Source organism: Roseimicrobium gellanilyticum, from assembly GCF_003315205.1.
GTDB lineage: Bacteria > Verrucomicrobiota > Verrucomicrobiia > Verrucomicrobiales > Verrucomicrobiaceae > Roseimicrobium > Roseimicrobium gellanilyticum.
In genome coordinates, this window is record NZ_QNRR01000002.1 from 191,699 (window position 1) to 214,520 (window position 22,822).

General features: G+C 59.8%; 20 protein-coding genes. 8 read left to right on the plus strand and 12 right to left on the minus strand.

The genetic code is table 11. The annotated features are described in order from the left end of the window. The first annotated feature begins 268 nt into the window (after positions 1–268). A complete protein-coding gene (locus DES53_RS06080; RefSeq protein WP_170156891.1) occupies positions 269–2,527 on the plus strand; it encodes a DUF4132 domain-containing protein in 2,259 nt (752 codons plus the stop codon). Between the two features lie 193 nt (positions 2,528–2,720). Here the strand turns inward: DES53_RS06080 and DES53_RS06085 are convergent, their stop codons facing one another. Further along, positions 2,721–3,527: a sterol desaturase family protein gene (locus tag DES53_RS06085; RefSeq protein ID WP_170156892.1), complete on the minus strand. Its 807-nt coding sequence runs from the start codon at positions 3,525–3,527 to the stop codon at positions 2,721–2,723. Between the two features lie 89 nt (positions 3,528–3,616). Here DES53_RS06085 and DES53_RS06090 point away from each other — a divergent pair, with 89 nt between their 5' ends. Next, entirely contained in the window at positions 3,617–4,081 is a 465-nt protein-coding gene (locus tag DES53_RS06090) for a SecDF P1 head subdomain-containing protein (RefSeq protein WP_113957347.1), read from the plus strand. Positions 4,082–4,154: 73 nt separating this feature from the next. Then, complete coding sequence (locus DES53_RS06095) at positions 4,155–4,451, plus strand: hypothetical protein (RefSeq protein WP_147263239.1); 297 nt, start codon at positions 4,155–4,157, stop codon at positions 4,449–4,451. Between the two features lie 24 nt (positions 4,452–4,475). Here the strand turns inward: DES53_RS06095 and DES53_RS06100 are convergent, their stop codons facing one another. The 5 genes from DES53_RS06100 to DES53_RS06120 all read right to left on the minus strand — a co-directional run bounded on the left by DES53_RS06100 (position 4,476) and on the right by DES53_RS06120 (position 9,310). Next, entirely contained in the window at positions 4,476–5,483 is a 1,008-nt protein-coding gene (locus DES53_RS06100) for a hypothetical protein (protein ID WP_113957349.1), read from the minus strand. Positions 5,484–5,585: 102 nt separating this feature from the next. After that, a complete protein-coding gene (locus DES53_RS06105) occupies positions 5,586–5,996 on the minus strand; it encodes a hypothetical protein (protein ID WP_113957350.1) in 411 nt (136 codons plus the stop codon). An 82-nt stretch (positions 5,997–6,078) separates the two neighbouring features. Continuing rightward, on the minus strand, positions 6,079–6,654 hold the full coding sequence (locus DES53_RS06110) for a hypothetical protein (protein WP_147263240.1): 576 nt from the start codon (positions 6,652–6,654) through the stop codon (positions 6,079–6,081). 20 nt (positions 6,655–6,674) lie between these two features. Next, entirely contained in the window at positions 6,675–8,105 is a 1,431-nt protein-coding gene (gene cysS / locus DES53_RS06115) for a cysteine--tRNA ligase (protein WP_113957352.1), read from the minus strand. 290 nt (positions 8,106–8,395) lie between these two features. Beyond that, positions 8,396–9,310: a hypothetical protein gene (locus tag DES53_RS06120; RefSeq protein WP_113957353.1), complete on the minus strand. Its 915-nt coding sequence runs from the start codon at positions 9,308–9,310 to the stop codon at positions 8,396–8,398. Between the two features lie 182 nt (positions 9,311–9,492). On the opposite strand from DES53_RS06120, the gene DES53_RS06125 reads away from it, so the two are divergent. Next, entirely contained in the window at positions 9,493–10,857 is a 1,365-nt protein-coding gene (locus DES53_RS06125) for an MFS transporter (RefSeq protein WP_113957354.1), read from the plus strand. A 78-nt stretch (positions 10,858–10,935) separates the two neighbouring features. On the opposite strand, the gene DES53_RS06130 is transcribed toward DES53_RS06125, so the two are convergent. The 4 genes from DES53_RS06130 to DES53_RS06145 all read right to left on the minus strand — a co-directional run bounded on the left by DES53_RS06130 (position 10,936) and on the right by DES53_RS06145 (position 15,300). Then, positions 10,936–11,325 carry a hypothetical protein gene (locus DES53_RS06130; protein WP_170156894.1) on the minus strand — a complete coding sequence of 130 codons (390 nt, stop codon included), beginning with the start codon at positions 11,323–11,325 and terminating at the stop codon, positions 10,936–10,938. A gap of 820 nt (positions 11,326–12,145) precedes the next feature. Then, positions 12,146–13,090, minus strand: coding sequence for a glutathione S-transferase family protein (locus tag DES53_RS06135; RefSeq protein WP_113957356.1), 945 nt, complete (start codon positions 13,088–13,090; stop codon positions 12,146–12,148). Between the two features lie 68 nt (positions 13,091–13,158). Next, positions 13,159–13,404, minus strand: a complete 246-nt coding sequence (locus DES53_RS06140) for a hypothetical protein (protein WP_113957357.1) — start codon at positions 13,402–13,404, stop codon at positions 13,159–13,161. A gap of 159 nt (positions 13,405–13,563) precedes the next feature. Further along, positions 13,564–15,300 carry a tetratricopeptide repeat protein gene (locus DES53_RS06145; RefSeq protein ID WP_170156895.1) on the minus strand — a complete coding sequence of 579 codons (1,737 nt, stop codon included), beginning with the start codon at positions 15,298–15,300 and terminating at the stop codon, positions 13,564–13,566. Positions 15,301–15,489: 189 nt separating this feature from the next. Between DES53_RS06145 and DES53_RS06150 the strand changes: the two genes are divergently transcribed. The 3 genes from DES53_RS06150 (at position 15,490) to DES53_RS06160 (ending at position 18,249) form a co-directional block, all read left to right on the plus strand. Next, entirely contained in the window at positions 15,490–17,214 is a 1,725-nt protein-coding gene (locus DES53_RS06150; protein WP_170156896.1) for a putative ABC transporter permease subunit, read from the plus strand. Positions 17,215–17,245: 31 nt separating this feature from the next. Beyond that, entirely contained in the window at positions 17,246–17,914 is a 669-nt protein-coding gene (locus tag DES53_RS06155) for a hypothetical protein (protein WP_113957360.1), read from the plus strand. 68 nt (positions 17,915–17,982) lie between these two features. Then, positions 17,983–18,249 (plus strand): hypothetical protein, encoded by a 267-nt coding sequence (locus DES53_RS06160; protein ID WP_170156897.1) that lies wholly within the window; start codon positions 17,983–17,985, stop codon positions 18,247–18,249. Between the two features lie 231 nt (positions 18,250–18,480). On the opposite strand, the gene DES53_RS06165 is transcribed toward DES53_RS06160, so the two are convergent. Then, positions 18,481–19,779, minus strand: coding sequence for a DUF1501 domain-containing protein (locus DES53_RS06165; protein ID WP_113957362.1), 1,299 nt, complete (start codon positions 19,777–19,779; stop codon positions 18,481–18,483). A 54-nt stretch (positions 19,780–19,833) separates the two neighbouring features. Next, positions 19,834–22,005 carry a DUF1549 domain-containing protein gene (locus DES53_RS06170; RefSeq protein WP_113957363.1) on the minus strand — a complete coding sequence of 724 codons (2,172 nt, stop codon included), beginning with the start codon at positions 22,003–22,005 and terminating at the stop codon, positions 19,834–19,836. Between the two features lie 409 nt (positions 22,006–22,414). On the opposite strand from DES53_RS06170, the gene DES53_RS32430 reads away from it, so the two are divergent. Continuing rightward, a complete protein-coding gene (locus DES53_RS32430) occupies positions 22,415–22,738 on the plus strand; it encodes a hypothetical protein (RefSeq protein WP_147263241.1) in 324 nt (107 codons plus the stop codon). Positions 22,739–22,822: the final 84 nt, after the last annotated feature.

Here is a 22,822-nt window from a genome sequence, read left to right on the forward strand (position 1 = left end):
CTTCGCGAGATCACCAGTGGTCCGCCCACTTCGTGTGCGGTCAGTGCGTGTCATCCAGTGCACAGGCATTCTCAGCATTCAGGACACTGCTGTTCGACGCACACGCAGGTGAGAGGAGATGTGGCAGGGTGTGATACATCAGGAACTAGGTCATGCGCTGCCCGCACACGGAGTGGGCGGACCACTTGCCTGGTTCGACAAAAGATTCGACACCAAGGCGCGCCATCCGCCATGCTGCGCGGGCAATTTCCCATCCCGCGCAACCATCATGACCCCAGAAGAAGCCAGAACCATTCTTGAGGGCACCGAGTCAACCATACCTTGGAAGCGACTCGCAGCCTGTGAGGTGCTCGTGAATGAACGTATGCCCGAGGCAGTGCCAGCCCTGCTGAAATTCCTGCCAAGCGCTTCGCAAGTATACTTTTTTGCCGGAGGCCTGGGCTCACTGCTGGAAAAGGCATGCACCATTTTTCCAGAATCAACACCTGAACTGTGCGCAGCGGCCACCGCCGCAGTCAATCAAGAGCTCATCTCTGCGGGTATTGAACTCTGGGTGCAATCGGGCATCACCGGAGAGGAAGACGCGCAGCTCTTTCGAAAATCCATGCAGGGGGTGCTGGCCCTGGAGACGCTGTTGATATCGCCCACGGGTGACAATCGTGGCCTCGTGGAGGTGTTGGTAGCGAAGCATGCCGCGCCCCTGCTCCGCTATTGTGAAGAGGACCTGTGGGGCATGCTCGATCGCGAGCCGCCCCTCTTTCCGCATGCGGCTGCCAGGGTGCTCGCCGCCTTGGGAAACCAGGCGCTGCCACGCGTGGAACAACTCTGCTCACATGAGAGACCAGTGGTGCGCAGCTCCGCCGTGGTGCTGCTGCGCACGCTGGGGACGTCCGAGGCGCTGCATCTCCTCCGTCGGCGCCTGCATGAGGAGGACGACGACGATGTGCGTGACCGCATTCTGGAAACGCTCGTGGAGCGCGAAGGCTCGCTTCCGCTCACCGAGGAACAACTGCTGGCACGCATGGATCGCGCTTTGGCGAAGTATCCCACCAGCCCGGTTCCCTGGCTGGATGCCACCAAGCTGTGCGTGATGCGCAAGGATGGGCGTGCCTTCACGACAAAGGAAGTTCATTACCTGCTGCACCGACAGTCACGTGTGACCGAGTCGCGTGCGGACCACGAGGCCGCGCCCCTCTTTGCAGACGTGGATCGCAGTGCCGGCACTGAGACGGCACTGCTGGCCATACGCGGCTTCATCAAGTCCAAGCAGAAGGTCGTGGACCGCTGGACCATCACTTTTGCTGGTCTCACGGGAGATGACCGCATCGTGGCGGAGTTGCTACCGGTGATTGACCGCTTTGTGGAACTGCATCGCAATCATCACGCGACCTGCGCCACGCTGGCCCTGGCACTGCAGGGCAGCGACCGCGCGCTGCTTGCGCTGGATGCCATCAGCTTTCGCTACCGCAGCAAGAAGCCGCAAGTCGCGCTGGCAGCGGGTGAGGCCTTTACGGAGGCTGCGGTGGCACGTGGCATCACGCCTGAGGAACTCGGCGATGTGGTAGTGCCATGGCTGGGCTTTTCTCCCGAGGGGCCCCGCATCGCGACTGGTGCAAAGCAATCCTACGAAGTGCGCATCACGAGCGATCTCAAGCTTTCCTTCCGCGACGTGAAGACGGGCAAGATCTCCGCGAGTGCACCCGCTGGCTTGAGCGCAGAGGGAAAGGCAGAGTTCAAGGAACTTGCGAAGACCTTGAAGGATGTCGGCAAAATCCAGACCGACCGCCTGGAGGCACTCATGGTCAAGCAAGTGCGCTGGCCTGTGCCGCACTGGCAGGCACTCTACCCCGTGCACCCGCTGCTGCGCCCGCTTGGCGCACGTCTCATCTGGGGTCAGTATGGGGGTGATGGAAGTGTGGGGAAAACATTTCGCATGCTGGAGGACGGCTCGCTGACGGACGTGAAGGATGAACCCGTGACCTTGGACGAAGGAAAGCGCGTCGGCATCGTGCATCCTCTCGATCTTGATGAAGTGCGCCGCGCCGCCTGGCTTCAGCACGTGGTGGATTATGAGGTGCAGCCACTCTTTCCCCAGATGGACCGCACCATCGTACGGCTCGACCCGGCATCAAGTGCGGCAAAATCTGGTGCCCAGGTCCGTGGTGCAGAGATGAACGCCCTCACCTTCCAAGGCAGGGCCATGCGCCTCGGCTGGCGTCGCGCCTCCATCGTCGATGCCGGCATGGTGAACTACTACCAGAAGAACATGCCCTCCGCCGGGCTGGACTGCTTTCTCGAACTTGAAGGTCTCTTCATCCGTGCGGACCGCGAGCAGACAGCCACCTTGGGGGACTTCTTCTTCGTGAAGCAGGGCTCACTCGGCACTGGCTACATCATGGTGTCTCAGGAGCAGATGAAAACAGACCCGCGGATTGTGCCCTTTGGAGAAGTCCCAGAAATTGTATACTCCGAGATCCTTGGGGACTTGGGGAGGATTGCTGGCGCTGGTGTGGGGGCGGGTGAATGAGAGGCGATACGCAAGCATTCCAGCCCGCGTGGCACTACTCCACGACAGATGAAGTGGCCGAACAGCAAATTTCAGAGCGAAGCGGCCACCAACGTAGCTCGCGAGTCCCTTCGCGAGTTTTGCGTTCGGCCACTCGCGAAGGGACTCGCGAGCTACGTTAGAGCAGCCGCCGAAGGCTCGGCGGACTACTTTCTTAACTCGACCGCGACCGCTTCCTGAAGGGATACATCATCTGTCCCCAGAAGCTCTCCGGCACGGAGTCATCATGCACGCCGAACTCCGTCGGCTGCTTGTGATTCGGCAGGTAGAAGGTGCCGAACATCACGTCCCACACCGGCAACAGCCCGGCGAAGTTCATATCGATGGCTTCATCCTCCTTCGTGTGGTGCCAGCGATGAAAGGCGGGACTCGCAATCACATGGCGCAAGGGCCCGAAGCTCCACGACACATTCGCATGGATGAAGATGGAGTAGAACGTGAGGAAGGGCACGTACGCTGCGATCACCACGGGTGAAAAACCGAGCATCACAAACGGCACTGCCTGGAAGATGCGGGATACAATGTCATTCACCGGATGCAGCCGCACGGAGGAGAGCCAGTCCAGTTCCTTCGAGCTGTGATGCACCGCATGAAACGCCCACAGCCGGCGTGAGTGAAACCAGCGATGCGTCCAGTAGCCGATGAAGTCACCAATCACGAGGATGAGCAAGGCCTGCAGCCACGGCGGAAGACTCAGCGCAGGACCGTAGCCCGCGGCGATGGCCTCTTTGTTCAATGTGCGGCCCATCATCAGCAGAGCGGGCACGAGGGCGATGAGCACGGCAATCTGGGAAATCGTCTTCGAGATGAGCGGGGTGAAGAACCAGTACACCACATCCGTCCAGAAACCCTTCCGCACCTTCTTTTGCCCCTTGATGCTGGGCCACAGAAACTCCACCGCCCAGAAGATGAGCGTGAGAAGAGTGAAGGCAATCGTGAGACCGATGAGCTTTTGGGTCATGAGAAGCACAGACGCCAGCTTTTGCCGGCTGGTTACAGATGGACAATGCATCAGGGTTCACCCACAGTGATGACTTGCTGCTCTCGCCAATGAAACGATTCGCTTTCCTCTGCCTCGCGTTTTGCCTCTTGACCTCGGGTCAGGTCTTCGCCGATTCACCTCTGGAGATCCGTCTCGTGGTCGCACCGGGCACACCGGGAGCCGTGAAGACTCCCTGGGGGGAGGATGAAACAGTGTATTGCGCGAAGGAGCCCCTGCTGGATCACAAGGCCGTCGCAGAGGCTACCGTGCTGTCCATAGGCGCCAGGGAACCGAGTTGGGAAGTGGAGGTGCGATTCAATGAGCGTGGCAAGGCGGCCTTCGCGAAAGCCACTACGGATCACAAAGGCGAACAGTTCGGTGTGCTCTCGAACGGAAAGCTCCTCGTAGTCGCGCGTGTCATGAGTCCCATCACCAGTGGCACGCTTCGCATCTCGGGCAATCTGACCAAGGAAGAGGCGACGGATCTCGCGGCAGTCATTCAGGCTGCAGTACCGAAGGCCGTGAACCCCTAAGCCACGCCATTGTATGAGGACACGTCGCGCGCTTTTGTTTTGCCTGCCTGTAATGCTCGGGCTGCCGGCTTGCATGATGCTTCACAAGACGTCACACGGATTCCATCCCGTGTGGACACCCAAGGACGGTGCCTGGCCAGCGAAGTCACTGGCCGCTCCCACGGGGTTCGCCATCACACCCCATGAAGCGTACGAGATCACCCGGGAAAGCAAAAGCCGCTCGCTCAAGCACCAGTGGCACCTCTATGCAGACTCGCGGTACTACTATGTGCATGACACCTTCCTTGGAGATTCACCCAAGGAGGCTCACAAGTATGGTTTGTGCATCGATGGAAGGACAGGAAAGATTGAGAAGAACCTGCCCCGGTGAGGTCGGCGCCTCGTAGCAAGGCGATCACGGCCGGTGCAGCACTGTCTCGATCATCTTCACCACGGTCTTCGCGCGATCACGGCTGAGGCGTTCCATGAGGAAGGGCGTCATCATGTCGCGCCCTGCTTGTGCCAGCAGCTTCACGGCACGCACGCGTTCCTCAGGTGTGCCTTGCACGGCGAGCTTCTGCAGTTCGGGCAACAACAAATCCGGCGTGAGCAAGATCCACGATGAAGTGGCTTCACGCACCTGCTTCGAAGATGATACTGCCAGCGCGGATGCCTCCACTGGCAGCAGTGACGCACTCACGCCACCGCGGTACAGGACATCAATGATGTGTGCCTTGCCACGGTGATCCGCGTTCGCGAGACACTCGCGCACCGTGTCCGGATGCGCGGTGAATGCGGAGGCTGCCTCGGGCACTTTCAGGAAGAGCTCGGCGAAGGTCTGCTTCTGTGCTGCCTTTGCCCGTGATGGGTCCGTCATCAGCGCGGCACGCGCGAGCCAGGTGGTGGGATGCCCGCTGAGCTTCAGCATGGACTCCAGAGACTGGGAAGGCAGGCGTGTCTCCTGCGGCTCCAATGGCCATTGATTGGGCGGAGTCCGGGTGGCTTCCCACAGATAGATCTCCAGCCATTCTGCGCCCGCAGGGATGCCGGGGGAAACCGGACGCTTCTCGGCAGGTTTGAGCAGGGCTTCGTAAGCAAGCGCCAGCCGCAGATGAAATCCCGGATCCGTGATGGTGGTGGAGGCGAAGAAGGCATCCCTTTCGGTTGGCGTGCGATGATGCCACGAATGCTTCTCACAACGCAGCCCCAGAAGGCGCGCTGCCTCAGGCTGCGCGGCCGCGCGATTGAGCACGCCGGCATTTTGGCCAGTGACCACGTAGGTCATCACATCCCCGGCGAGGCCCGGTTCCAGTGTTTCCAGTGGCAGCAGATCCTGATAGAGGAGTTCCAGCTCGGCCTCGGGCAGGTCCGTCCGCCGCCACTCACCACCTGGTTTCGCCAAATTCTTCAGCCAGCCGAGCATGCCCTTACTAAGCCGAAGGTTGACCCCCTCAGGCAAGCAAAAAGTCCGGTAGAATGCTTTAGGTCCCGCAGCGGGGCACGGCTACGCATCGGCCTGCGGCCATTACCTTCCGGTGACTTCTGCCACCCGGCCATTCTCGAAGCGCAGATGAATCATTTTCTCTCGTGAATCCTCACCGCCGGGAATGAAGATGCCGAGGCGCTCGGCGCCATTCTGCAGCACAGTGGGCCGGTGGGCGTCTCTCTTGGGGTAGTACTTGTCCACCGCCAGCATCACGTCAGACTCAGTCATGCCCACCTTCAGCGATGCCTGGAACTTCTCGTCCATGCGACCGCCGCTGTAGTTGGAAACATACCAGTAAATCGTGCCTGCAAGCAACAGACACGGGATGGCAATGAGCAGCAGCAGCCAGAAGACCCAGCGCTTCACGGCACGTAGGGCAAATATCGACAGCCCACTGCCAACGACCATAAAGGCCAGGGACGCATACTTGCTGATCAGGGCATCAAACATGGCTGCCGTATGAGCGCAGCGTGTGCCGCGTGGGACAAGTATTGAGGAAAATGCAGTGACGTCGAGGAGAAAGTGCCGGTCACTACAGGCCGAGTCGTTTCAGCACCCGATGGAGGGTCTTTTGAAAGGGGGACATGCGCTGGCCGATCGGCAGCCTTGTGGCAGGGACGATGAAAGGCCTGTCGGGGTAGTTCTGCTCCATGAGCGGCGGCAGATTTCCTGCGACGTTCTCGTACTCCGAGGGCGTCAACAGATGGAGGTCCATGACGAGTTCTTCCTCGCTTGGGCGACTCAAGGTTTTGACAATGCGGAAGCCATCCTCGAAGGCATCGTCAAGCCGGACGGTGACGAGGTCAGCGGCGGGACGGTCATCCATGAGCTCATGGATGACGAGCCTGCGTGAAGGGCTCCGAAGGCGGAACACGCGAGTGGTTTCATTGGCAGACTCCACACATCCATGGAGACCACGATAAACCCGGACATGGACGAAATGACAATCTGCGACGGTGAGAGCGGCGGACGAGGTGCTCGCAGCGACTCCGAGCTCGTGGGATTCATCTGTCCAGTCCTCCTTCAGCACCGGGGCGGCTGCGCTGTCACGCAACAGTACCAGTCCGAAGGAAAACGGAAGTACGCATGATATGACAGGCTTGCTCATGCGGCGTTGCGTTGTTCAGCTCACTTCGGAATCAGCGTGTACCCATCCTTCGTGTCCTTCACGATCCAGCCGAGCGCTTCAATCTGGCGGCGCAGATCATCCGCGGCGATGAAATCCTTGGCTTTCTTCGCGGTCCAGCGCTGTTCGGCGAGGGCTTTCACTTCTTCCGGTGCATCCACGATTTCGTCTTCCTTCACAGGAGGAAGCTCAAGGCCGAGTGCGGAAAGAATGAAGTGAAGATCCAGCAATGCGGTCTTCGCCTCCTCAATGGAGAGCGCGGGCGCTTTCGTCTTGTTCACCACGGTGAAGATACCGCCAAGCGCGCCAGGAACATTGAGGTCATCCAGCAGGGCCTCCCACGCCGATTGGAAAATGCCGGCGGTGCCATGCTTCAGCACCTCCGCGTAGGCAGGAGTGCTTGCCACACTGGCGCGTTCCTTGAGTCCCTTCTCGAATCTCGCCAGCTTCTGCAGCGCCTGACGCGAGGCATCCAGCGAGTGCAGGGTGAAGTTGAGCGGCTGGCGGTAGTGTCCGCTGATGAGGGTGTGCCGTACTTCCGCAGGCGTGAATCCGCGATGCCGCAGGTCACCCAACGTATAGAGATTGCCCAGGCTCTTGCTCATTTTTCCCCCATCCACCATCAGGTGGGCGGAGTGCATCCAGAGACGGGCGAAGTGACCACCCGTGGAGCAGCAGCTCTGCGCCATCTCATTCTCATGGTGGGGGAAGATGAGATCCATGCCGCCACCGTGCAGGTCGAATTCTTCACCCAGGTATTCCAGCGCCATCGCGCTGCACTCCAGGTGCCAGCCGGGACGTCCCTTGCCCCAGGGGCTGTCCCATGCGTTGTCGCCATCGGACTCCTTGTAGGCCTTCCACAGCACGAAGTCGGCGAGTGAGTCCTTGCTGTACTCATCACTGTCCGTCGTGGTTTGGGCAGTGCCGAGTTGCAGCTCACGATTCTCCAGATGCGAGAGGCGTCCATACTCCGCATAGGAGCCTACGCGGAAATACACCGAGCCGTCGGGCGAGGCATATGCATTGCCCTTCGCAATGAGCTGCTCGATCATCCGGATCTGATGCGGAATGTGCTCCGTGGCCTTCGGCTCCACGTGGGGCGTCAGCAGATTCAGCGAAACACAATCGCCGTGGAACTGCTTCGTCCAGTACGTGGTGAATTCCGTCAGCGTCTGTTTCGCGGCAATCGAGTCGCGGATAGTCTTGTCATCCACGTCCGTGATGTTGCGCACGTGCTTGGTCTTCAGCTCGCTGAGCTCCACCACCCGACGGAAGACATCCTGCGCGATGAACGTGCGGAAGTTCCCAATGTGCGCCGGTCCATACACCGTGGGTCCGCAGCAGTAGAAGCGCAGGGTGGTGCCGTCGGAGGGCTGCACCGGGCGGGTCGTGCGGGTCAGGGTGTCGTGGAGTTGCAGGGTCTGGCTGGCCATGGGGTAGGGGAGGGCGGAAGATGCGCGGGAGCCCGTGTTTTGCAATGGATTGCCAGCGGATAGGTGCTGTTCGCGATCCTGAGGAACGGCCGCAAGGAAGTAGTCCGCCGAGCCCTCGGCGGTGGGAGGTAGAAATGTCAGGAGCCATTTCGGCTAACCGCAAAGACGCAGGGAGGCAAAGGACGCAGAGGATTTGGAAAAATGTGGCCCGCGTGAGGGGGTACGTCTCGATGCGGAGGCGGCGGCGATGCGCAGGATTGTCTGCCAGCCAACCTTGGTGTTTTTTGCGGCTATTGCTCAGTGTGCCGTTTCCGCCTGCGTCTGCATACCACCAGTACCGCACCCATCGCCAACAGCATCGCCCGTTCTGGTTCCGGCACCGCGAGCACGGAGTAGTTCACTCCGTTGGGAATTTCATCGACATACGCGGGCATGAAGTTGAACAGGCTGAACTGTGGTGAAGGCGGATCGGTGATGGCCCATGCCGTGCCGAGGACGCCCCACTGGCCGTTCCAAAAGCCCAGAACGGCGCTGTTCGAGTCGCCGCCTTGGTAGAGGCCAGGGTTCTCCTGCGCCGCGCCTACCACGTCCGATCCAGGGGCATTCTGGATGGAGTCGTGGGGGCCATTCAAGCTGAGCGTGGGGTCGTACGTGACCTCGCCGAGGAGATCGAGCGTCTCAAGCACCACCTGGCCAGCCTGGCCAAACATCGCGATCTGCATTCCCTCATAGTCACTCACGCTGCCTCCCGTAAGAATTGGCAGCGCCGTCACTCCCGAAAGGGCGCTGGTGAGCGTGTACACATAGAGTGGCGCATCCGCTACAGCACTGGCGGGGTCGGTGAGCAGCACGCTGCTGGCAATGGTCGCCGTGCCAACGGAAGTTCCGTCCCAGTACGAAATCGTGCTTCCCATGCCGAGCTCCACATGACCACCGATGAAGCTTTGATTGCTCAGGGCGGCGTACGTCCTCCCCGTGCTGTCCCAGAAAAGTCCCGTCACATCCAGCCCCGCAAGTGCAAAGGCCGGATTGGCATTGGGAACCAGATCGCTGTTCCAGTTGGTGAAGCGATTGTTCACCGCGTCCGTGTATCCAGCCACCTGCAGGCCTTGCGCGGTATGAAGAGCCAGGAGAAGCAGTGCCGCACCAGTGAGGAGACTCTTGATGGGCGCGATACGGATGAAACGAGGAGCCAGGGTGTGCATGGTCGACGTTGTGAGGACGAGGCCCGCGATTGTGCAGCCTCCCGTGATGGCGCAACAGCGCTCCTTCGTGAAGGATTCGAAACATCCGCTGAGGGATCGCTTATGGATGCCGATCCAGGAGTGACTCCGTCAGTGTTTGCCATCTGGCATTGGCAGACGTAATCCCATGACCGCACACCCTCATGCCTGCTCCCGAATCCCCGCTGCCCCGCAACACCCGGCTGTTCGTCTGGTTCAGGCTGCTCTTCAACTGCCGGTTCTACTATCCCGTCTACACGGTGTTGTTCCTGGACTTTGGGCTGAACCTTGAGCAGTTCGCCCTGCTTAATGTGGTATGGGCGGTGAGCATCGTGTTGCTGGAAGTGCCCAGCGGTGCGCTCGCGGATGTGCTGGGGAGAAGGAACATGGTCGTGCTCGCTGCCGTGCTCATGGTGGTGGAGATGCTCGTCTTTGCCATGCTCCCGGTCGGAGGGCCGTGGGTCTTCTGGGTGTTCATTGTGAATCGGGTCATCAGCGGCGCTGCAGAAGCGATGGCGAGTGGGGCGGATGAAGCGCTTGCGTACGACAGCATTCCCGCCAGTGAGCAATCCACCGTCTGGCCTCGTGTGATGGCGCGCCTCAGTCGCTGGATGGCGCTCGGTTTTATCGTGAGCTCGCTGATTGGCGCCTTTGTGTATGACGCCTCAAGCGTGAATCGCGCCCTCTCTTTCATCGGGTGGGAGCACGCGGATCTCGCCAAGCAGATCACGCTGAAGTTTCCCATCTATCTTTGCGTTCTCACGGCATTGCTTTGCCTCCTGGTCACCCTGGCCATGCGTGAACCGCAGGAGCGGGTTGGGACGGTGCATGCCACCTTCCGTGACAACATGCGCGCCAGCATGCGGGGCATTCGCGAGGCGGGCGCATGGATCTGGCGCACACCTGCGCCGCTGCTGCTCATGACACTCGGCTTCCTTCTGGATAGCATCGTGCGTCTCTTCTACACGGTGTCTTCCAACTACTACCGTCTCATCGGCCTTCCGGAGGCCTCCTTCGGGGTGATTTCCGTCCTGAGCTCGCTGGCCGCCTTCTTCACCACCCACTGGATGGAGTGGCTGGTGCGCCATCGATCCTCGAAGTTCAATTTCGCGCTGGTCATTGCCATGGTGGCCTGGGGCCTGGTGGTGCTGGCGAATCCTCTGCCAGGGTGGTGGGGCATCCTGGCCATCGCGCCACTCCTGCTCTCCATGCGGTTCTTCCAGTTCTTCCTGTCCCACTATCTCAATGAGGTCACCAGCAGCGAACGCCGCGCCACCGTGTTGAGCTTTCGCGGCATGACCATGAATCTCGCCTACGGGGCCGTGACCCTGCTCTTTGGCTGGCAGACCGCTTTCCTCTCCGGAAGGCTGGGGGTGGGCAGCGAGGATTCGCGTGTGTTTGCCGCTGCTCTGAAATGGTGGCCGTGTTGGTTCGCCGGGACCATGGTGGCCTACGTACTCTTCCGTGCGTGGAGGCTGCGAAAGCTGGAGGCGTCAGTCAGGGGGACGGACGGCCCTGACAAGGCGTGACCGGAGATACAAAAAGCGAAAGGCGGGTTTCGCAACCCGCCTTTCATGCAACCAAACTCACTACAATCCAAGGTCCGTTCAGGACCGCGAAATCTTGTCCTGGCACCAGACATAGCCGGGGGAGAACACCTCCCGGTGGGCCAGACCTTCCACATCGTGGCCGGAGAGCGCCGCAAAGGGGGCGTCCCCGGAGAAAAGCACGGAAGGATACAGCCACTCCTCATCGCCAATCTGCAGGCGGGGGATGAGGGCGTCGCCAGCGCGTTCGACTTCCCAGCGCATCACGAGGGGGTGCTCCTCATCAGCGGTCTTCCAGTCGTCCAGTTCCAGCCATCCGATGACTCCGGTGTTGTTGGCGATGTCCCAGATTTCACCGGACTCAAGGTCCACGCGGACCGCAAACTGTACGGGATGCTGCGAGGCGCGGGAATCTTCCACCAAGGCAAACACCAGTGAGGGGTGGCTCACGGGATTGCAGGCGCGGATTTCAAATCCAAAATTTTTTGTGCAGTAGCGGACTCGGATGCGCCCGTGACACTGGGCCGAGACATCGCTGAGGGTGGAGGCGGGGGACCAAGGAGTATCGGAAGGCAGCTTCATAAGGGTTGCTGGGCGACGGCACCGCGGGGCGATGTGTTAGGTCTAGTTAATACCCCGATATCCATAACTTCAACAAAAATTTTATAGAATCTGTAATACTTAGAATTACTTAACGATTAACTCTCACAAATAATTCGCATTCTCAAATTTAAAAATGTGCTGGTTCTGAGAAGGTTGGATGCCAGATTCACCGGAATTCTCTCAAAACACTGCAATTTTTCATAGGAAAATTTTTAAAAAGTTGCGCCAGCCGTTGCAAAACTTTTGATGATTATTTGGTTCAGTTAATTGAGTGGTAAACCGATATAAAGGATTCTGAGCCAATATGTTTCATTGCAATTATCGTGCCATGAATGGCTCTGGCAAATGACGAAGTTTTCAGAAAGCATGGCAGCGAGAGGCACGAGCGCGGGAAAGAACCGCCGTAAAACGACAAAGTTTCCTTGGCCGCGCTAAGCAATGACTCAAAAGCGAGAATGGCCACCGAGAGGTGAGGAGTGCTGCGAGGCCTGGGCCGCGAGGTGACTGGATACCTGCCAGGGCTTGGCCCCTGAAACATTTCACCACCCCGATGCCCCTGCTGTCTCCGAAGGAGACGAGTTGGAGTGCCGGGTGTCAACGCAGCCGGCCACACTCAGGAACTCTTGTGACGTTGTCCTGCATGCCACGGCTTTTCAAGAACGCTTCGCTACCCATTCCCCAGCTTCTCACGCCCGTGCTTCGCCTGCAGATCCTGTGCAGGGCCGATGGGCACGATGCTTGTGGGATTGATCTCCGTGTGCGTCACGTAGTAGTGCCGCTTGATGTGATCCATGTTCACTGTCTCCGCGATGCCTGGGCGCTGATAGAGGTCCAACAGGTATCCGTGGAGGTTCGGGTAGTCCAGGATGCGGCGCACGTTGCACTTGAAGTGGCCGTGGTACACTGCATCGAAGCGCACGAGCGTGCAGAACAGACGCCAGTCGGTCTCCACGATACGTGTGCCGAAGAGATAGCGCTTCTTCTCCAACCGCTTCTCCAGTTCGTCCAGTGCTTCAAACAAGGTGCGGCACGCCTGCTCATATGCCCTCTGGCTGGTGGCGAATCCCGCCTGATACACGCCGTTGTTCACCTTCTCATAGATAAACGCGCTGAGCTTCTCCTGCTCGTCCGCGATGTCCTTTGGAAAGAGGTCCACGGAGTCATCAGCGAGGCCGGGAAAGCCGTCATTGAACATGCGGCAGATGTCGTCCTCCGAATTGTTCACGATGCGCTTCTGCTCCTTATCCCAGAGCACCGGCACGGTGTAGCGACCGCGGAATGCAGGATCGGAGGCGAGGTAGGCTTCGCTCAGGAACTTGAAGCCGTTGAGGGGATCCTCACTGAAGCCGGGACCGTCACGGAAGGCCCAACCACGCTCATCTCTCACTGGATCCACCACCGTGACGCCAATGGCGTCCTGCAGACCCTTCAGGTTTCGCGCCACCAGGGCACGGCTAGCCCAGGGGCAGGCGAGGGAAATATAGAGATGGTAGCGTCCGCTCGCCGGAGGGAATTCGCTTCCAGGCTTCACCCAGTCGCGGAACGCGTCTTCCTGACGCTCGAATTCTCCATCATCGGACTGCTCCTCGACGAACTGGGGCTTGATGCTCATGGAGGACAATACGCCGCGATTTGTGCAATCGGGCGTTCATCCCCGCAAAAGTCACGCCGCTGCCCGCATTACGGGCGGGATGACTTGCCTTTTCCAGGACGCTTGCTGACGCTCTTCTTCGTCGGTGGGATCACGTGGCTGTTTTCCTCAATGATGTCGTCGTTCACGAAGTTCTCATCCATGGGTGCGTCACTGCCACTGCTGCTCATGCTGGTGACGTGATTTTGAGTGTGCGGCGTGGGAATCTGCCGGGAGTCGTTGGCATTGCTGCGGTCCCGTGAGGGGCTCGGACTGGTCTTCGGTTTCGCGTTCATGTTGATGTTCCTCCTCCTGATAAGAACATCGCGAATCCCGGCCAAAGTGGACGGGGAAGGTGAGGCGCCGCCCACGGCGCAAGGCGTGAAAAGAAAAGGGCCGCGCTGCATGCAGCGCGGCCCTCTGGGTTCAGTATTGGATGGCTGGCGTACTCGCGTTTAGCGGGTGCGGGCCGGAGCGGGCTTGGTGGCCGGAGCGGCTGCGGGAGCCGCGGCAGGGGCGGCGGCCGGAGCAGCAGGAGCAGTGCCGGGAGTGGCGGTGGCCGCGGCGTCCTTCTTGCGCTTGAGGTCATCTTCACGGCGCTTGACGTCCGCGTCAGCCTTCGTCTTCTGGTCGACCGTCAGCTTGGCACCGGCTTCATCACGAGCCTGCGCGGCGAGCTGGTTCTTCGAATCGATGTTGGAAGCCTGCTTGAAGTAGACGTAGGCGCGTTCGAAGTTCTGCTTCGGCTGTTCGCCGGAGGGAACCAGCAGGCCACGGAGGTGGAGGCTGCCGAGGCGGAGGAGGGCCTCGAAGCGCACCTGATCGGTTGCGGTCGTGGACTCAACGGCGTCGTTGTAGTAGCCCGCGGCAACAAAGAACTGGGAAACGTTTGGATCCTTCTGGGGCACAGCGCCGTTTTCGACGAGCACACCGTAGTTCAGGCTGCCATCGGGCAGGCCAGCAGCGGCGCTGCGGGCGAACCAGGCGGCGGCTGCCACCGGGTCACGCTGGGTGCCGGCGCCATTGAGGTAGTACAGGCCAGCCTTCTGCATGCCGTTGGGCAGGCCCATGATGCCGGACTGCAGGAAGAGGGTGAAGGCCTTGGTCATGTCACGATCCACAGCGCGGCCGGCTTCATAGAAGGCGCCCACCTGGTAGATGGCAGGAGCGGAGTTGTTCTGCGCGGCGAGGCGGTAGAGCTGCAGTGCAGCGGCGTCATTGCGGGGCACGTCGATCTTGTCGTCGTTGGCATCGAGATCAATGCCGGTATCATAGAAGGTGGCGAGGCGAAGCTGTGCGGCGGCGTCGTTGCCCTGCACGGCGAGCTGATAGTATTCGAGGGCCTTCTTGAAGTCCTTGGGCACACCGCCCAAGCCACCCTGGTAGAGTTCACCCATGGTACGGAGACCGGTGGGGTTCTTCTGTTCAGCGAGCTTCTTGAACTTCTCAACCGCAAGGGCGGGGTCCTTCGTGATCTGCTTGTCACCGATCTTGCCGCCTTCGAAAAGCAGCGCACCCAGCAGGGTGAGGGCGTTCGCGTTGCCCGCTTCCGAGGACTTCTGCAGGTAGCTCCAGGCCTTTTCGTCGTCACGCTTCTCGGTTCCGCCGCCGCCCGCGTAGAACTGGGTCAGTTCATAGTCGGCCTGGCTGTCGCCGCCCTTGGAAGCCGCATCCAGAAGTTTGTAGGCTTCTTCGACGTTCTTGGCTTCGCCAGCCACACCGCGGAGGTAGATGGTCGCCATGTTGCGGCGGGCTTCGTTGAGGCCCTTGCCGGCAGCGTCCTTGATGTACTTCACGCCGATCTTCACCTGCTCAGTATCCTGGCTCGAGGTGGCGAGGATGCTGCCGTAGGTGTTCATGGCCTGGAGCTGCCCCTGATCTGCGGCCAGCTTGAAGTACTCCATCGCCTGCACCACACCGTTCTGCTGGTTGCTCTGGCGGAGGAAGTGCCCCATGGCGTACTGGGCGTCCTTGTCCTTGCCCTTGTCGGCCAATTCCTTGATGGCATTGATGGTGTCCTGGAGGCTCTTGCCGGTCGCGGGCTGTTTGCCCTCGGCAATCAGTGCCTGCGCGTCTGCCAGCGCCTGCACATTCTGGACCATGGCGGTGCTTGGACTTTTCCACTCGGCGGTGTCAAGGCCGAGCGCAGCCACCATCGCGGCCAGCTTGATGTTGATGATACTTTGCAGCATAGGTTTGGTATGGATAAATGAGGAGGCTTTTGACCCGCAGACGGGACAAGCGCTCATTTTTGGCGAAAAGGCCTTTCTAGTGCAAGTAATTCCAGAAAGAAACTCTCAAGGCGTCCCCGGGGGATACTTTGGAATCCGCGGATTTTCCGTTGCATTTGCCCGATGGCTGCTGGCACGATTGAGGCATTCATGGAATCAACGTTGCGAGCAACTTTCGCGCAGGCACGCGTCCACGGGGCGGCTTTGCGGCACCGGGTGAGGCAGGGCGTGCTGGAGGGCAGGTTGATGACCACCACCATCGCGGCCTTCATGGCGCTGTACATGGTGGCGGCATACATCCTTGTGAATCACGGCCTGCACTTCGTTCACAACCTGCCGCTTCTGGGCCCGCTCCTCACGGAACGCATGCTTTACCTGCTGTTCTTCTTCTTTTTTCTCATGCTGGTAATCTCGAACTCCGCGATCACCGGCATCAGTCTCTTCCGCAGGCAGGAAACGGGCTGGCACCTCAGCCTGCCCATGCCGCACAGCAGCATCGTGCTGTGGCGTACGGTGGAGGGCCTGCTGCTTTCCAGTTGGGGCTTGCTGCTCTTGAGCGCGCCCATCCTTGTCGCCTTTGGAAATGTACTGGATGCGAATGCCTCGTTCTACGTCCAGAGCCTGCTTGCCGTCATCGCGCTCATTTCCGTGGCGTCAAACATCAGCTCCTGGCTGCTGCTCTTCGTCGTGCGCTGCTACCGTCCCTGGTGGCTGAAGGCGGCGATGGCGCTTGGCATTCTGCTCGTCGTGGCGATTTCATGGCAAATCCGTGAGCAACAGACCACGCGTCTCATCTCGAGCGACGTCGCTGCGAACGTGAACCAACTGCTGCGGCACACCAAGCTCTGCACGCATCCCTTGCTGCCCAGTTCGTGGGTGGCGGAGGTGGTCATCTCCAGTGGCAGGGGATTGCCCGGTCGCTCCTGGTTCTACCTGCTCACGCTCATCAGCTACGCGCTCGTGGTGTGGCTGCTCACCCGCTGGCTCGCAGGCCGCATCTTCTATGATACATGGAACATGGCCATGGCGAGAATGGAAGGCCGGCAGCTCGCGAGAGGGCAGAAGGTCTTCGGCGCACGTGGGCACAGCGGTCTGCGCAGATGGTTCTCGGTCATGGGCCGGCAGACGCAGGCGCTGGTGATGAAAGATGTTCGCATCTTTCTGCGAGAGCCCATGCAGTGGGGCCAGTGCGCGCTCATCTTTGGCCTGCTGCTCGTGTACACTTCAAACCTGCGCCACCTGAGCTATAACTATCGCGATCCACTCTGGAGCTCGATCACCAGCTACCTGAATCTCACGGTGTGCTGCCTCGCGATGTCCACGCTGAGCACGCGTTTTGTATTTCCCCAGTTCAGCCTCGAAGGGCAGCGGCTCTGGATCCTGGGACTGGCTCCCTATCCCCTGACCAAAGTGCTGAGTCAGAAACTGTGGCTGAACGTCTGTGTCGTCACGCCCGTGACCACCCTGCTGGTGATCATTTCCTCGTTCAGTCTAAAGCTCTCAGTTGAGCGTTCTGCCTTCTTTGTCATGGCGATCATGATGCAAACGGTGGGGCTCAATGCGCTCGCTCTCTCCCTTGGCGCCCTGCTGCCAAATTTCCGTGAGACGAACTCTGCAAAGATCGTGTCCGGCTTCGGAGGCACGCTGTGTCTGGTGCTCAGTTTCTTCTACATCGTGCTCACTGTGGGCGTGCTCATCGTGCCCGCAGTGCATCGTCATGCCGCATTGGCAAAAGGTCTCGTGTTTCCCGAACTTGGACGTCCGGAAATATTGAGCCTTATGGCAGTGTTCATATTAACAGTTTTCTCCGGTGGAGTGCCGTACTTTTTCGCGTTCCACCGAACAAAACGATTGGCAAATTTAGGAAATCCGTAATACTTAGAGGAGCAAATCAACTGCTCCTCTTATGCCGAAGGTAACCAGCTTCTTTGACGAACAGGACGCTCCTGAACTTCGCTTCGAAGAGCCGGAAGTGGCACATAACAGGCTGCCTAAACGCGCTGCCAGCTATGCTGCTGCCACGACCATGCCCGCCGTGGGCATCTCTCCGGATTCAGCCGTCGAGCTGAAGCACAAGCAGGCCATGGCCCTGAAGCTTCAGCAGGAGCTTGATCGCACCCAGCGTGAAGCTCGTGAACTGGAACTGCGCCAGCAGAAGGAAGACCGTTTCCACGATGGCCGCCGCGATATGTGCGAGCGTCTGAGCCGTGGTCTGGCGAAGCTCGATCGTGAGTTGCACAACTCGCAGAAGGCCGTGGAGGAAATCTCCGTGGCTCGCGAGGTGTATCAACACCACCTCGATACGCTGCGCAATATCTCGCCCGAGTCCATCAAGCAGAACCATGACGAGGATGTCCTCGATCATGCCGTAGGTGCAGTGGAGGACGCCGAGGCGGAATTCGCCAAGGCCAATCACCGTCTCGCCAGTGTGATGCCTGGTGTGGCCCAGCACATCGGCACTCCCGGTGCCCTGCCGCAGGACTTCGGCACGTGGTTCCGCATTGGCTTCGCCTTCACGCTTCCTCTGGCGATTGCCGCCACGATTTTCCTCATCGCTCTCAAACTCCTAGCCTGAAACTCCCCATGGCCGGAAACAAACGCATGCGCAAGCGCGCGCCCCAGAACTCCCCAATGCTCCCTTTCATGGAAGAAAGCGAGCCGCGTGATGTGGCTTCCCTTCAGAAGAAGGCGAAGCAGATCCAGCGCAACATGCACCGCCTGAAGGTGGAGATGGCTGCGGATCGCCTGGGCTTCCCCGTGGGCAAGCCCCGCAAGATGACCTTTGCCCAGGCGCAGGCAAAGCGCCGTCGCTTCATGGTGCAGGCCGCCGAATTCATGATCACCGCGGTGCTCTTTGTGGGTGCCTGCGCATGGCTCTACCAGTGGTGGCTGGCGCGCCAGGGGGCGTAGCAGCCTGCGCTGCGAGCGCGAAGAAAGTCTTTTGGGTATATCATCCTAGGGAGTGATATACCCATTTTTTTGGACCACGGTTGATGCAGCCAGAGACCCCATGAGCGGGAACACCTCGTTCCCGATGGGGTGAAATAGCCCCTGATACACCATTCCACGCACGCTTGTTGACGGGAACGAGGCGGTCCCATTCCCAGGGCATGAAAAGCGATCAGGCGAGGACTGTTCTTCTCAACCAAACAGCTCTGTCACCGGCTGGCCCTTGTCGGCCACGGTGAAGGGGCGCTTGCTTGGGGAGTAGAGCACCGCATCCAGTGGCAGGCCCAGGGCATAGGCGATTGTCGCATTGAAGTCGGGCACGGTCATCTTGTTCTCGGTGACTTCGATGCCCTTGTCCGTCTTGCCGTAGACCTGACCGCCCTTCACGCCACCGCCCCACAGGACGCTGCTGAAGGCCTTCGGGTAGTGGTCGCGTCCCGAGTTCTGGTTGATCTTCGGTGTGCGGCCGAATTCACTGGTGAGCACCACCAGGGTGTCCTCCAGGAGTCCGCGACGATCCAGATCGCCCAGCAAGGCGCTCAGTCCCTGGTCGAGTGTGTCCAGTTTCTCAGGCAGACGTGTGTAGATGTCCTGGTGCATGTCCCAGCCGCCGAGGGTCACCTCCACAAAGCGCACGCCGTGCTCCACCAGCCGGCGAGCGAGCAGACAGCCCTGACCAAAGGAGTCATTGCCGTAGAGATCGTGCATGTCCTCGGGCTCCTTGTTCAGGTCGAAGGCGGCGAGGTCCTCGCTCTTCATCACGTTCACCGCGTCGCGATACACGTCCGCATAGGCCCGCACGTTGTTGTAGTGGTAGGCGGCCTGGAAGTTCTGGTCGAGCTTCGCGGAAAGGTTCAGGCGATAGTCGAAATCATTGTCCGTGAGAGAGGCGAGACGATGGCTGTTCTGCAGGCCTGCCGCAGGGTTGTTCACGATGAGCGGTTGGAACGCTGCCTCAAAGAAACCGCCGCCGGGATGCTTGCTGTCACCGGTGATGATCACGCTGCCGGGCAGTGCGCTGTTGCCCTTGCCCTGGAACTTCTGCAACCACGCGCCCATGCTGGGGTGCCGTGTGGCGCCGCGCATGGTGTAGCCCGTGTGCTGGAAGTAGTTCCCCTGGGCGTGCGCTCCCTGCGTGCTGGTGAGGGAATTGATGACCACCCCATGGTGCATCATCTTCGCCGTGTTCGGCAGCAGCTCGCCAATCTGCACGCCATCCGCGGAGGTGGCGATGGTCTTGGTGTCACCCATGGTATCCGCTCCGGGCGCACAGCCGAAGGTATCGAGGTGCGTCATGCCACCGCTCATGTAGAGGTAGATGACATTGCGTGCCGTGCCGACCTGCTTCGCCTTGGAGGCGCCTTCGAAAGGAGCGGCAGAGGCACGCGGAGCGATGGCTCCCAATACTGAGACCCCGAGGCAGGTCTTCGCCACATTCATGACGAAATCGCGACGGGTGAGTTCGTCAGCTCTGAGAAGGTCCGTTTTCATGGATGGAGAGGGTGGGAACTGGGACTGCGACTGACTTGGGAGACTTGTGGGAAACTACTGGATGAAGAGGAACTGGGAACCGGTGAGCAGCGCGTGCGTCACATCATCCACGGCCTTGTCACCGCGCTGCTGAATGACTTGTGCCAGTACCGCTCGCTCGTTGTTCGTAGGCTGGCGGCTCAGGAAGGAGAGATAGAGGAGCTCCAGCTTCTGCTGCGGCGTGTCTGCATTCTTCAGATCCTGGCTCAGTTTGGAAAGCGGATTTCCCAACACTTCGGAAGCAGGGCCATTGAGCAGGGACAGTGCTTGCGGCACGGAGGCATCGTCGCTCGCGTTCTGAATGAGCTCGCGATCCGATTGACCGAAGGTGCGCAGGAAGTGGCCGGGCTTGGCGGGCGAGGGGAGTTCCGAGGCGCGCGCATTCAGGGAAAGACTGCCTCCCATTTTCATGGCTTCGCGACGCTCTTCCTTCGAGAGGGCGGCGAGTGCCGCCTTGTCATAGGCGCTCATGCCCTTCTTGTCGGGTTGATAGCCCCTGCGAAGGTCCTGGGCGCGTTCCTCACCGAGCAGGGCTTCGAGCACGTCGTTGGAGTTGCCCTTGCGGAGGCGCGCGGCTTCGCGGGCCAGTTTCTGCGCCGCATCCGGATTGCCACCGCTCTCGCGCATCTGCTTGGCCTGCTCGGTGAGCTCGGCAATCCTCTTGTCCGTTTCCACGCGTGCCGCATTGCCCTGCTTGGCGACTTCCACGAGGGCCTCGGGTCCCTTGGAGTTGACCGTGTTCAGGAACATGCTGAGATCATCAAGGTACTGGTGCAGACGCACATTGTCGTCCTCCACGCGGTCATCGATGTTTCCTCTGGAGAGCGTCACCATGGAGTCCCACACCTGCTCGGCGCTCATGCGGCGCAGGATGGGACCGGTGAAGTGGTAGGTCTCGCCCAGCGGCACTTCCGTGGCGGTGGCCATGCGCTGATAGGTATCTGTGTTGTACAGCACGCGGAGGAAGGACTTCAGCGAGTACTTCTTCTCCTGCATGAGCGTGGTGAGGTACTCCATCAGCTCGTTGTTGGAGGGCACCGTGGAGTCCATCATCTCGTCCACCGGCTCGATCAGGCCGATGCCGAAGGCCTTCTTCCACATGCGATTTGCGATCACTGTGGTGAAGCGGGGATTCTCAGGTGAGGTCATCCACTTGGAGAAAGCGTCAAGACGCGTGGGGCTGCCGGCGATGTCCGCCTCATGGCCGAAAAGCACCTTGGGCTGGATGGACTGGCCCGCCTTGCCATCGGGATACTTGTAGTCCGCCGGCAGCGTGGGCAGCTTGTCCGTCCAGGAGATGCTGGTGTAGCGCAGCGGCTTCATCACATCCTGGAAGGACTTGCGCACCATTTCCACATCGGCGCGGCTGAGTTGCGGCTTCTTCGCTTCTTCGGCCTCGGTGGCCTCCATCTTCTTGCGCTGCTCGGCCATGTAGGCCTTGCGCTGGTCCTTGGTCATGTTCTTCAGCGCGGCGCGGTCGACGTCCGGAGCCTTGGCGCCTTTCTTGCCCTTGGGGGCCAGGCTCTTCAGGGCGTTCTTTTCATAGCCCCGGGTGTCCATGCCGTAGGTGAAGGCGGCCATGCCGTAGTAGTCCATCTGCGTCCACTTATCGAAAGGATGATTGTGGCACTGGGCGCACACGATTTGCGTGCCCAGGAAGACCTGCACGGTGTAGGCAAGGTGATCGAGCTTGTTCTCGTCTCGCATGTAGAAGCCGATGGAGCCGCTGTCCCACACGCCACCTTCGGTGGTCATCAGGTTGCGGACAAATTGATCATAGGGCGTGTTCGCCTTGAGCTGCTTCTTCAACCACTCCTCATAGGCTTCCGCGGTGACACGGCCCTTCACATTGTCCGTGAGGCGCAGCACGTCCGCCCAATAGTTGAACATGTTGCTCGTGTAGCCGTCGCTGCCCAGCAGCTTGTCAATGAGCTTGGTCTTCTTCGCCGGGTCATTGGAGCGCACGAATTCCTGAGTCTCCTCTGCGGTGGGGATACGGCCTGCGATGTCCAGGTACAGCCGGCGCACCAGCACTTCATCGGTGGCGGGTGGGTTGGGCTTCAGGTTGTTCTTCTCCCATTCCTTGGCCAGGATGGCGTCAATCTTCTGAGCCTCCGGCAGAGCGGCAGCATGGAGGGAGACGGCGCTGGAGATGGTCAGCGCGGCAAGGGCTAGGATCGCTTTCATGAGCGGAGCAGGTTGAGTATTCACCTAAGATTTGCCCGGAAACGACGCCTCTGGACGTTTCTTAATTCGATTTTGCGAAATTTTTTCTCTGGGGGGCAGAGGCAGGGGCGGCAGGGGGTATGGTGTTTATACACCATTTTGGGTGGAGGGTCCAGTGAAGTCCGTGGGAGGGGGAGGGGAGGAACCGCAGAGGACGGGGAGGTCGCAGAAGGGGGATATAGAGTTGATGGCCGAATGTTGATGGTTGATAGCCTGATACTGAGTGCGATGTGCCAATTGACCAGAGAGAACTTGGGGGTGACGTACAAATGCGTCCTGCGAAGTCTTCGCCCCTTGCTTTTCTTCCACTCCTCACGAAGCGTCGCTTCTCCCGTACGGCAAGAAATCCAAACTCAACCCACTATCAATAGTGACTTGGCCACCGCTTTCTGAGTTCGCGTTTGTTTCCGGCAGAGCGGCGACAGCCGAAGATGTTTCCGCCGGTCGTGCGGTGTTTGTACTTCAGGACACCGGCCAGCCGATTGGAGAGCCTATCAACATCATAGTGCCGCAATACGCGCTTCACCGCGACGAGGTGTCCGGCACACAGACACATTGCGTTATCATTCAGGCAGAGCAGGCACGAGGTCAGCGTCTTGTTGGTGCCTGTGTGCTTTCCGACCATTCCGTCATGGCCGGGCTTTTCTCTGAGTTTGAGCTTCTTGGCACAACTCCTCTATCAACCAACAAATAACCGTAACGCCTATGCGAGCGCAGCAACGAGCCCGGACATTGTGCCTTGGTTGCCATCGTAACGTCACGCGGGCCGGGTCGCTGA

What these genes read in the sequence shown, in the direction of transcription:
- DES53_RS06150 (WP_170156896.1), top strand. Translation starts at nt 15,490, where the DNA reads ATGGAATCAACGTTGCGAGCAACTTTCGCGCAGGCACGCGTCCACGGG.
- DES53_RS06135 (WP_113957356.1), bottom strand. Translation starts at nt 13,090, where the DNA reads ATGAGCATCAAGCCCCAGTTCGTCGAGGAGCAGTCCGATGATGGAGAA.
- DES53_RS06170 (WP_113957363.1), bottom strand. Translation starts at nt 22,005, where the DNA reads ATGAAAGCGATCCTAGCCCTTGCCGCGCTGACCATCTCCAGCGCCGTC.
- DES53_RS06120 (WP_113957353.1), bottom strand. Translation starts at nt 9,310, where the DNA reads ATGCACACCCTGGCTCCTCGTTTCATCCGTATCGCGCCCATCAAGAGT.
- DES53_RS06095 (WP_147263239.1), top strand. Translation starts at nt 4,155, where the DNA reads ATGATGCTTCACAAGACGTCACACGGATTCCATCCCGTGTGGACACCC.
- DES53_RS06085 (WP_170156892.1), bottom strand. Translation starts at nt 3,527, where the DNA reads ATGACCCAAAAGCTCATCGGTCTCACGATTGCCTTCACTCTTCTCACG.
- DES53_RS06160 (WP_170156897.1), top strand. Translation starts at nt 17,983, where the DNA reads ATGGAAGAAAGCGAGCCGCGTGATGTGGCTTCCCTTCAGAAGAAGGCG.
- DES53_RS06105 (WP_113957350.1), bottom strand. Translation starts at nt 5,996, where the DNA reads ATGTTTGATGCCCTGATCAGCAAGTATGCGTCCCTGGCCTTTATGGTC.
- cysS (WP_113957352.1), bottom strand. Translation starts at nt 8,105, where the DNA reads ATGGCCAGCCAGACCCTGCAACTCCACGACACCCTGACCCGCACGACC.
- DES53_RS06125 (WP_113957354.1), top strand. Translation starts at nt 9,493, where the DNA reads ATGCCTGCTCCCGAATCCCCGCTGCCCCGCAACACCCGGCTGTTCGTC.
- DES53_RS06140 (WP_113957357.1), bottom strand. Translation starts at nt 13,404, where the DNA reads ATGAACGCGAAACCGAAGACCAGTCCGAGCCCCTCACGGGACCGCAGC.
- DES53_RS06155 (WP_113957360.1), top strand. Translation starts at nt 17,246, where the DNA reads ATGCCGAAGGTAACCAGCTTCTTTGACGAACAGGACGCTCCTGAACTT.
- DES53_RS06145 (WP_170156895.1), bottom strand. Translation starts at nt 15,300, where the DNA reads ATGCTGCAAAGTATCATCAACATCAAGCTGGCCGCGATGGTGGCTGCG.
- DES53_RS06165 (WP_113957362.1), bottom strand. Translation starts at nt 19,779, where the DNA reads ATGAAAACGGACCTTCTCAGAGCTGACGAACTCACCCGTCGCGATTTC.
- DES53_RS06090 (WP_113957347.1), top strand. Translation starts at nt 3,617, where the DNA reads ATGAAACGATTCGCTTTCCTCTGCCTCGCGTTTTGCCTCTTGACCTCG.
- DES53_RS06100 (WP_113957349.1), bottom strand. Translation starts at nt 5,483, where the DNA reads ATGCTCGGCTGGCTGAAGAATTTGGCGAAACCAGGTGGTGAGTGGCGG.
- DES53_RS06110 (WP_147263240.1), bottom strand. Translation starts at nt 6,654, where the DNA reads ATGAGCAAGCCTGTCATATCATGCGTACTTCCGTTTTCCTTCGGACTG.
- DES53_RS06080 (WP_170156891.1), top strand. Translation starts at nt 269, where the DNA reads ATGACCCCAGAAGAAGCCAGAACCATTCTTGAGGGCACCGAGTCAACC.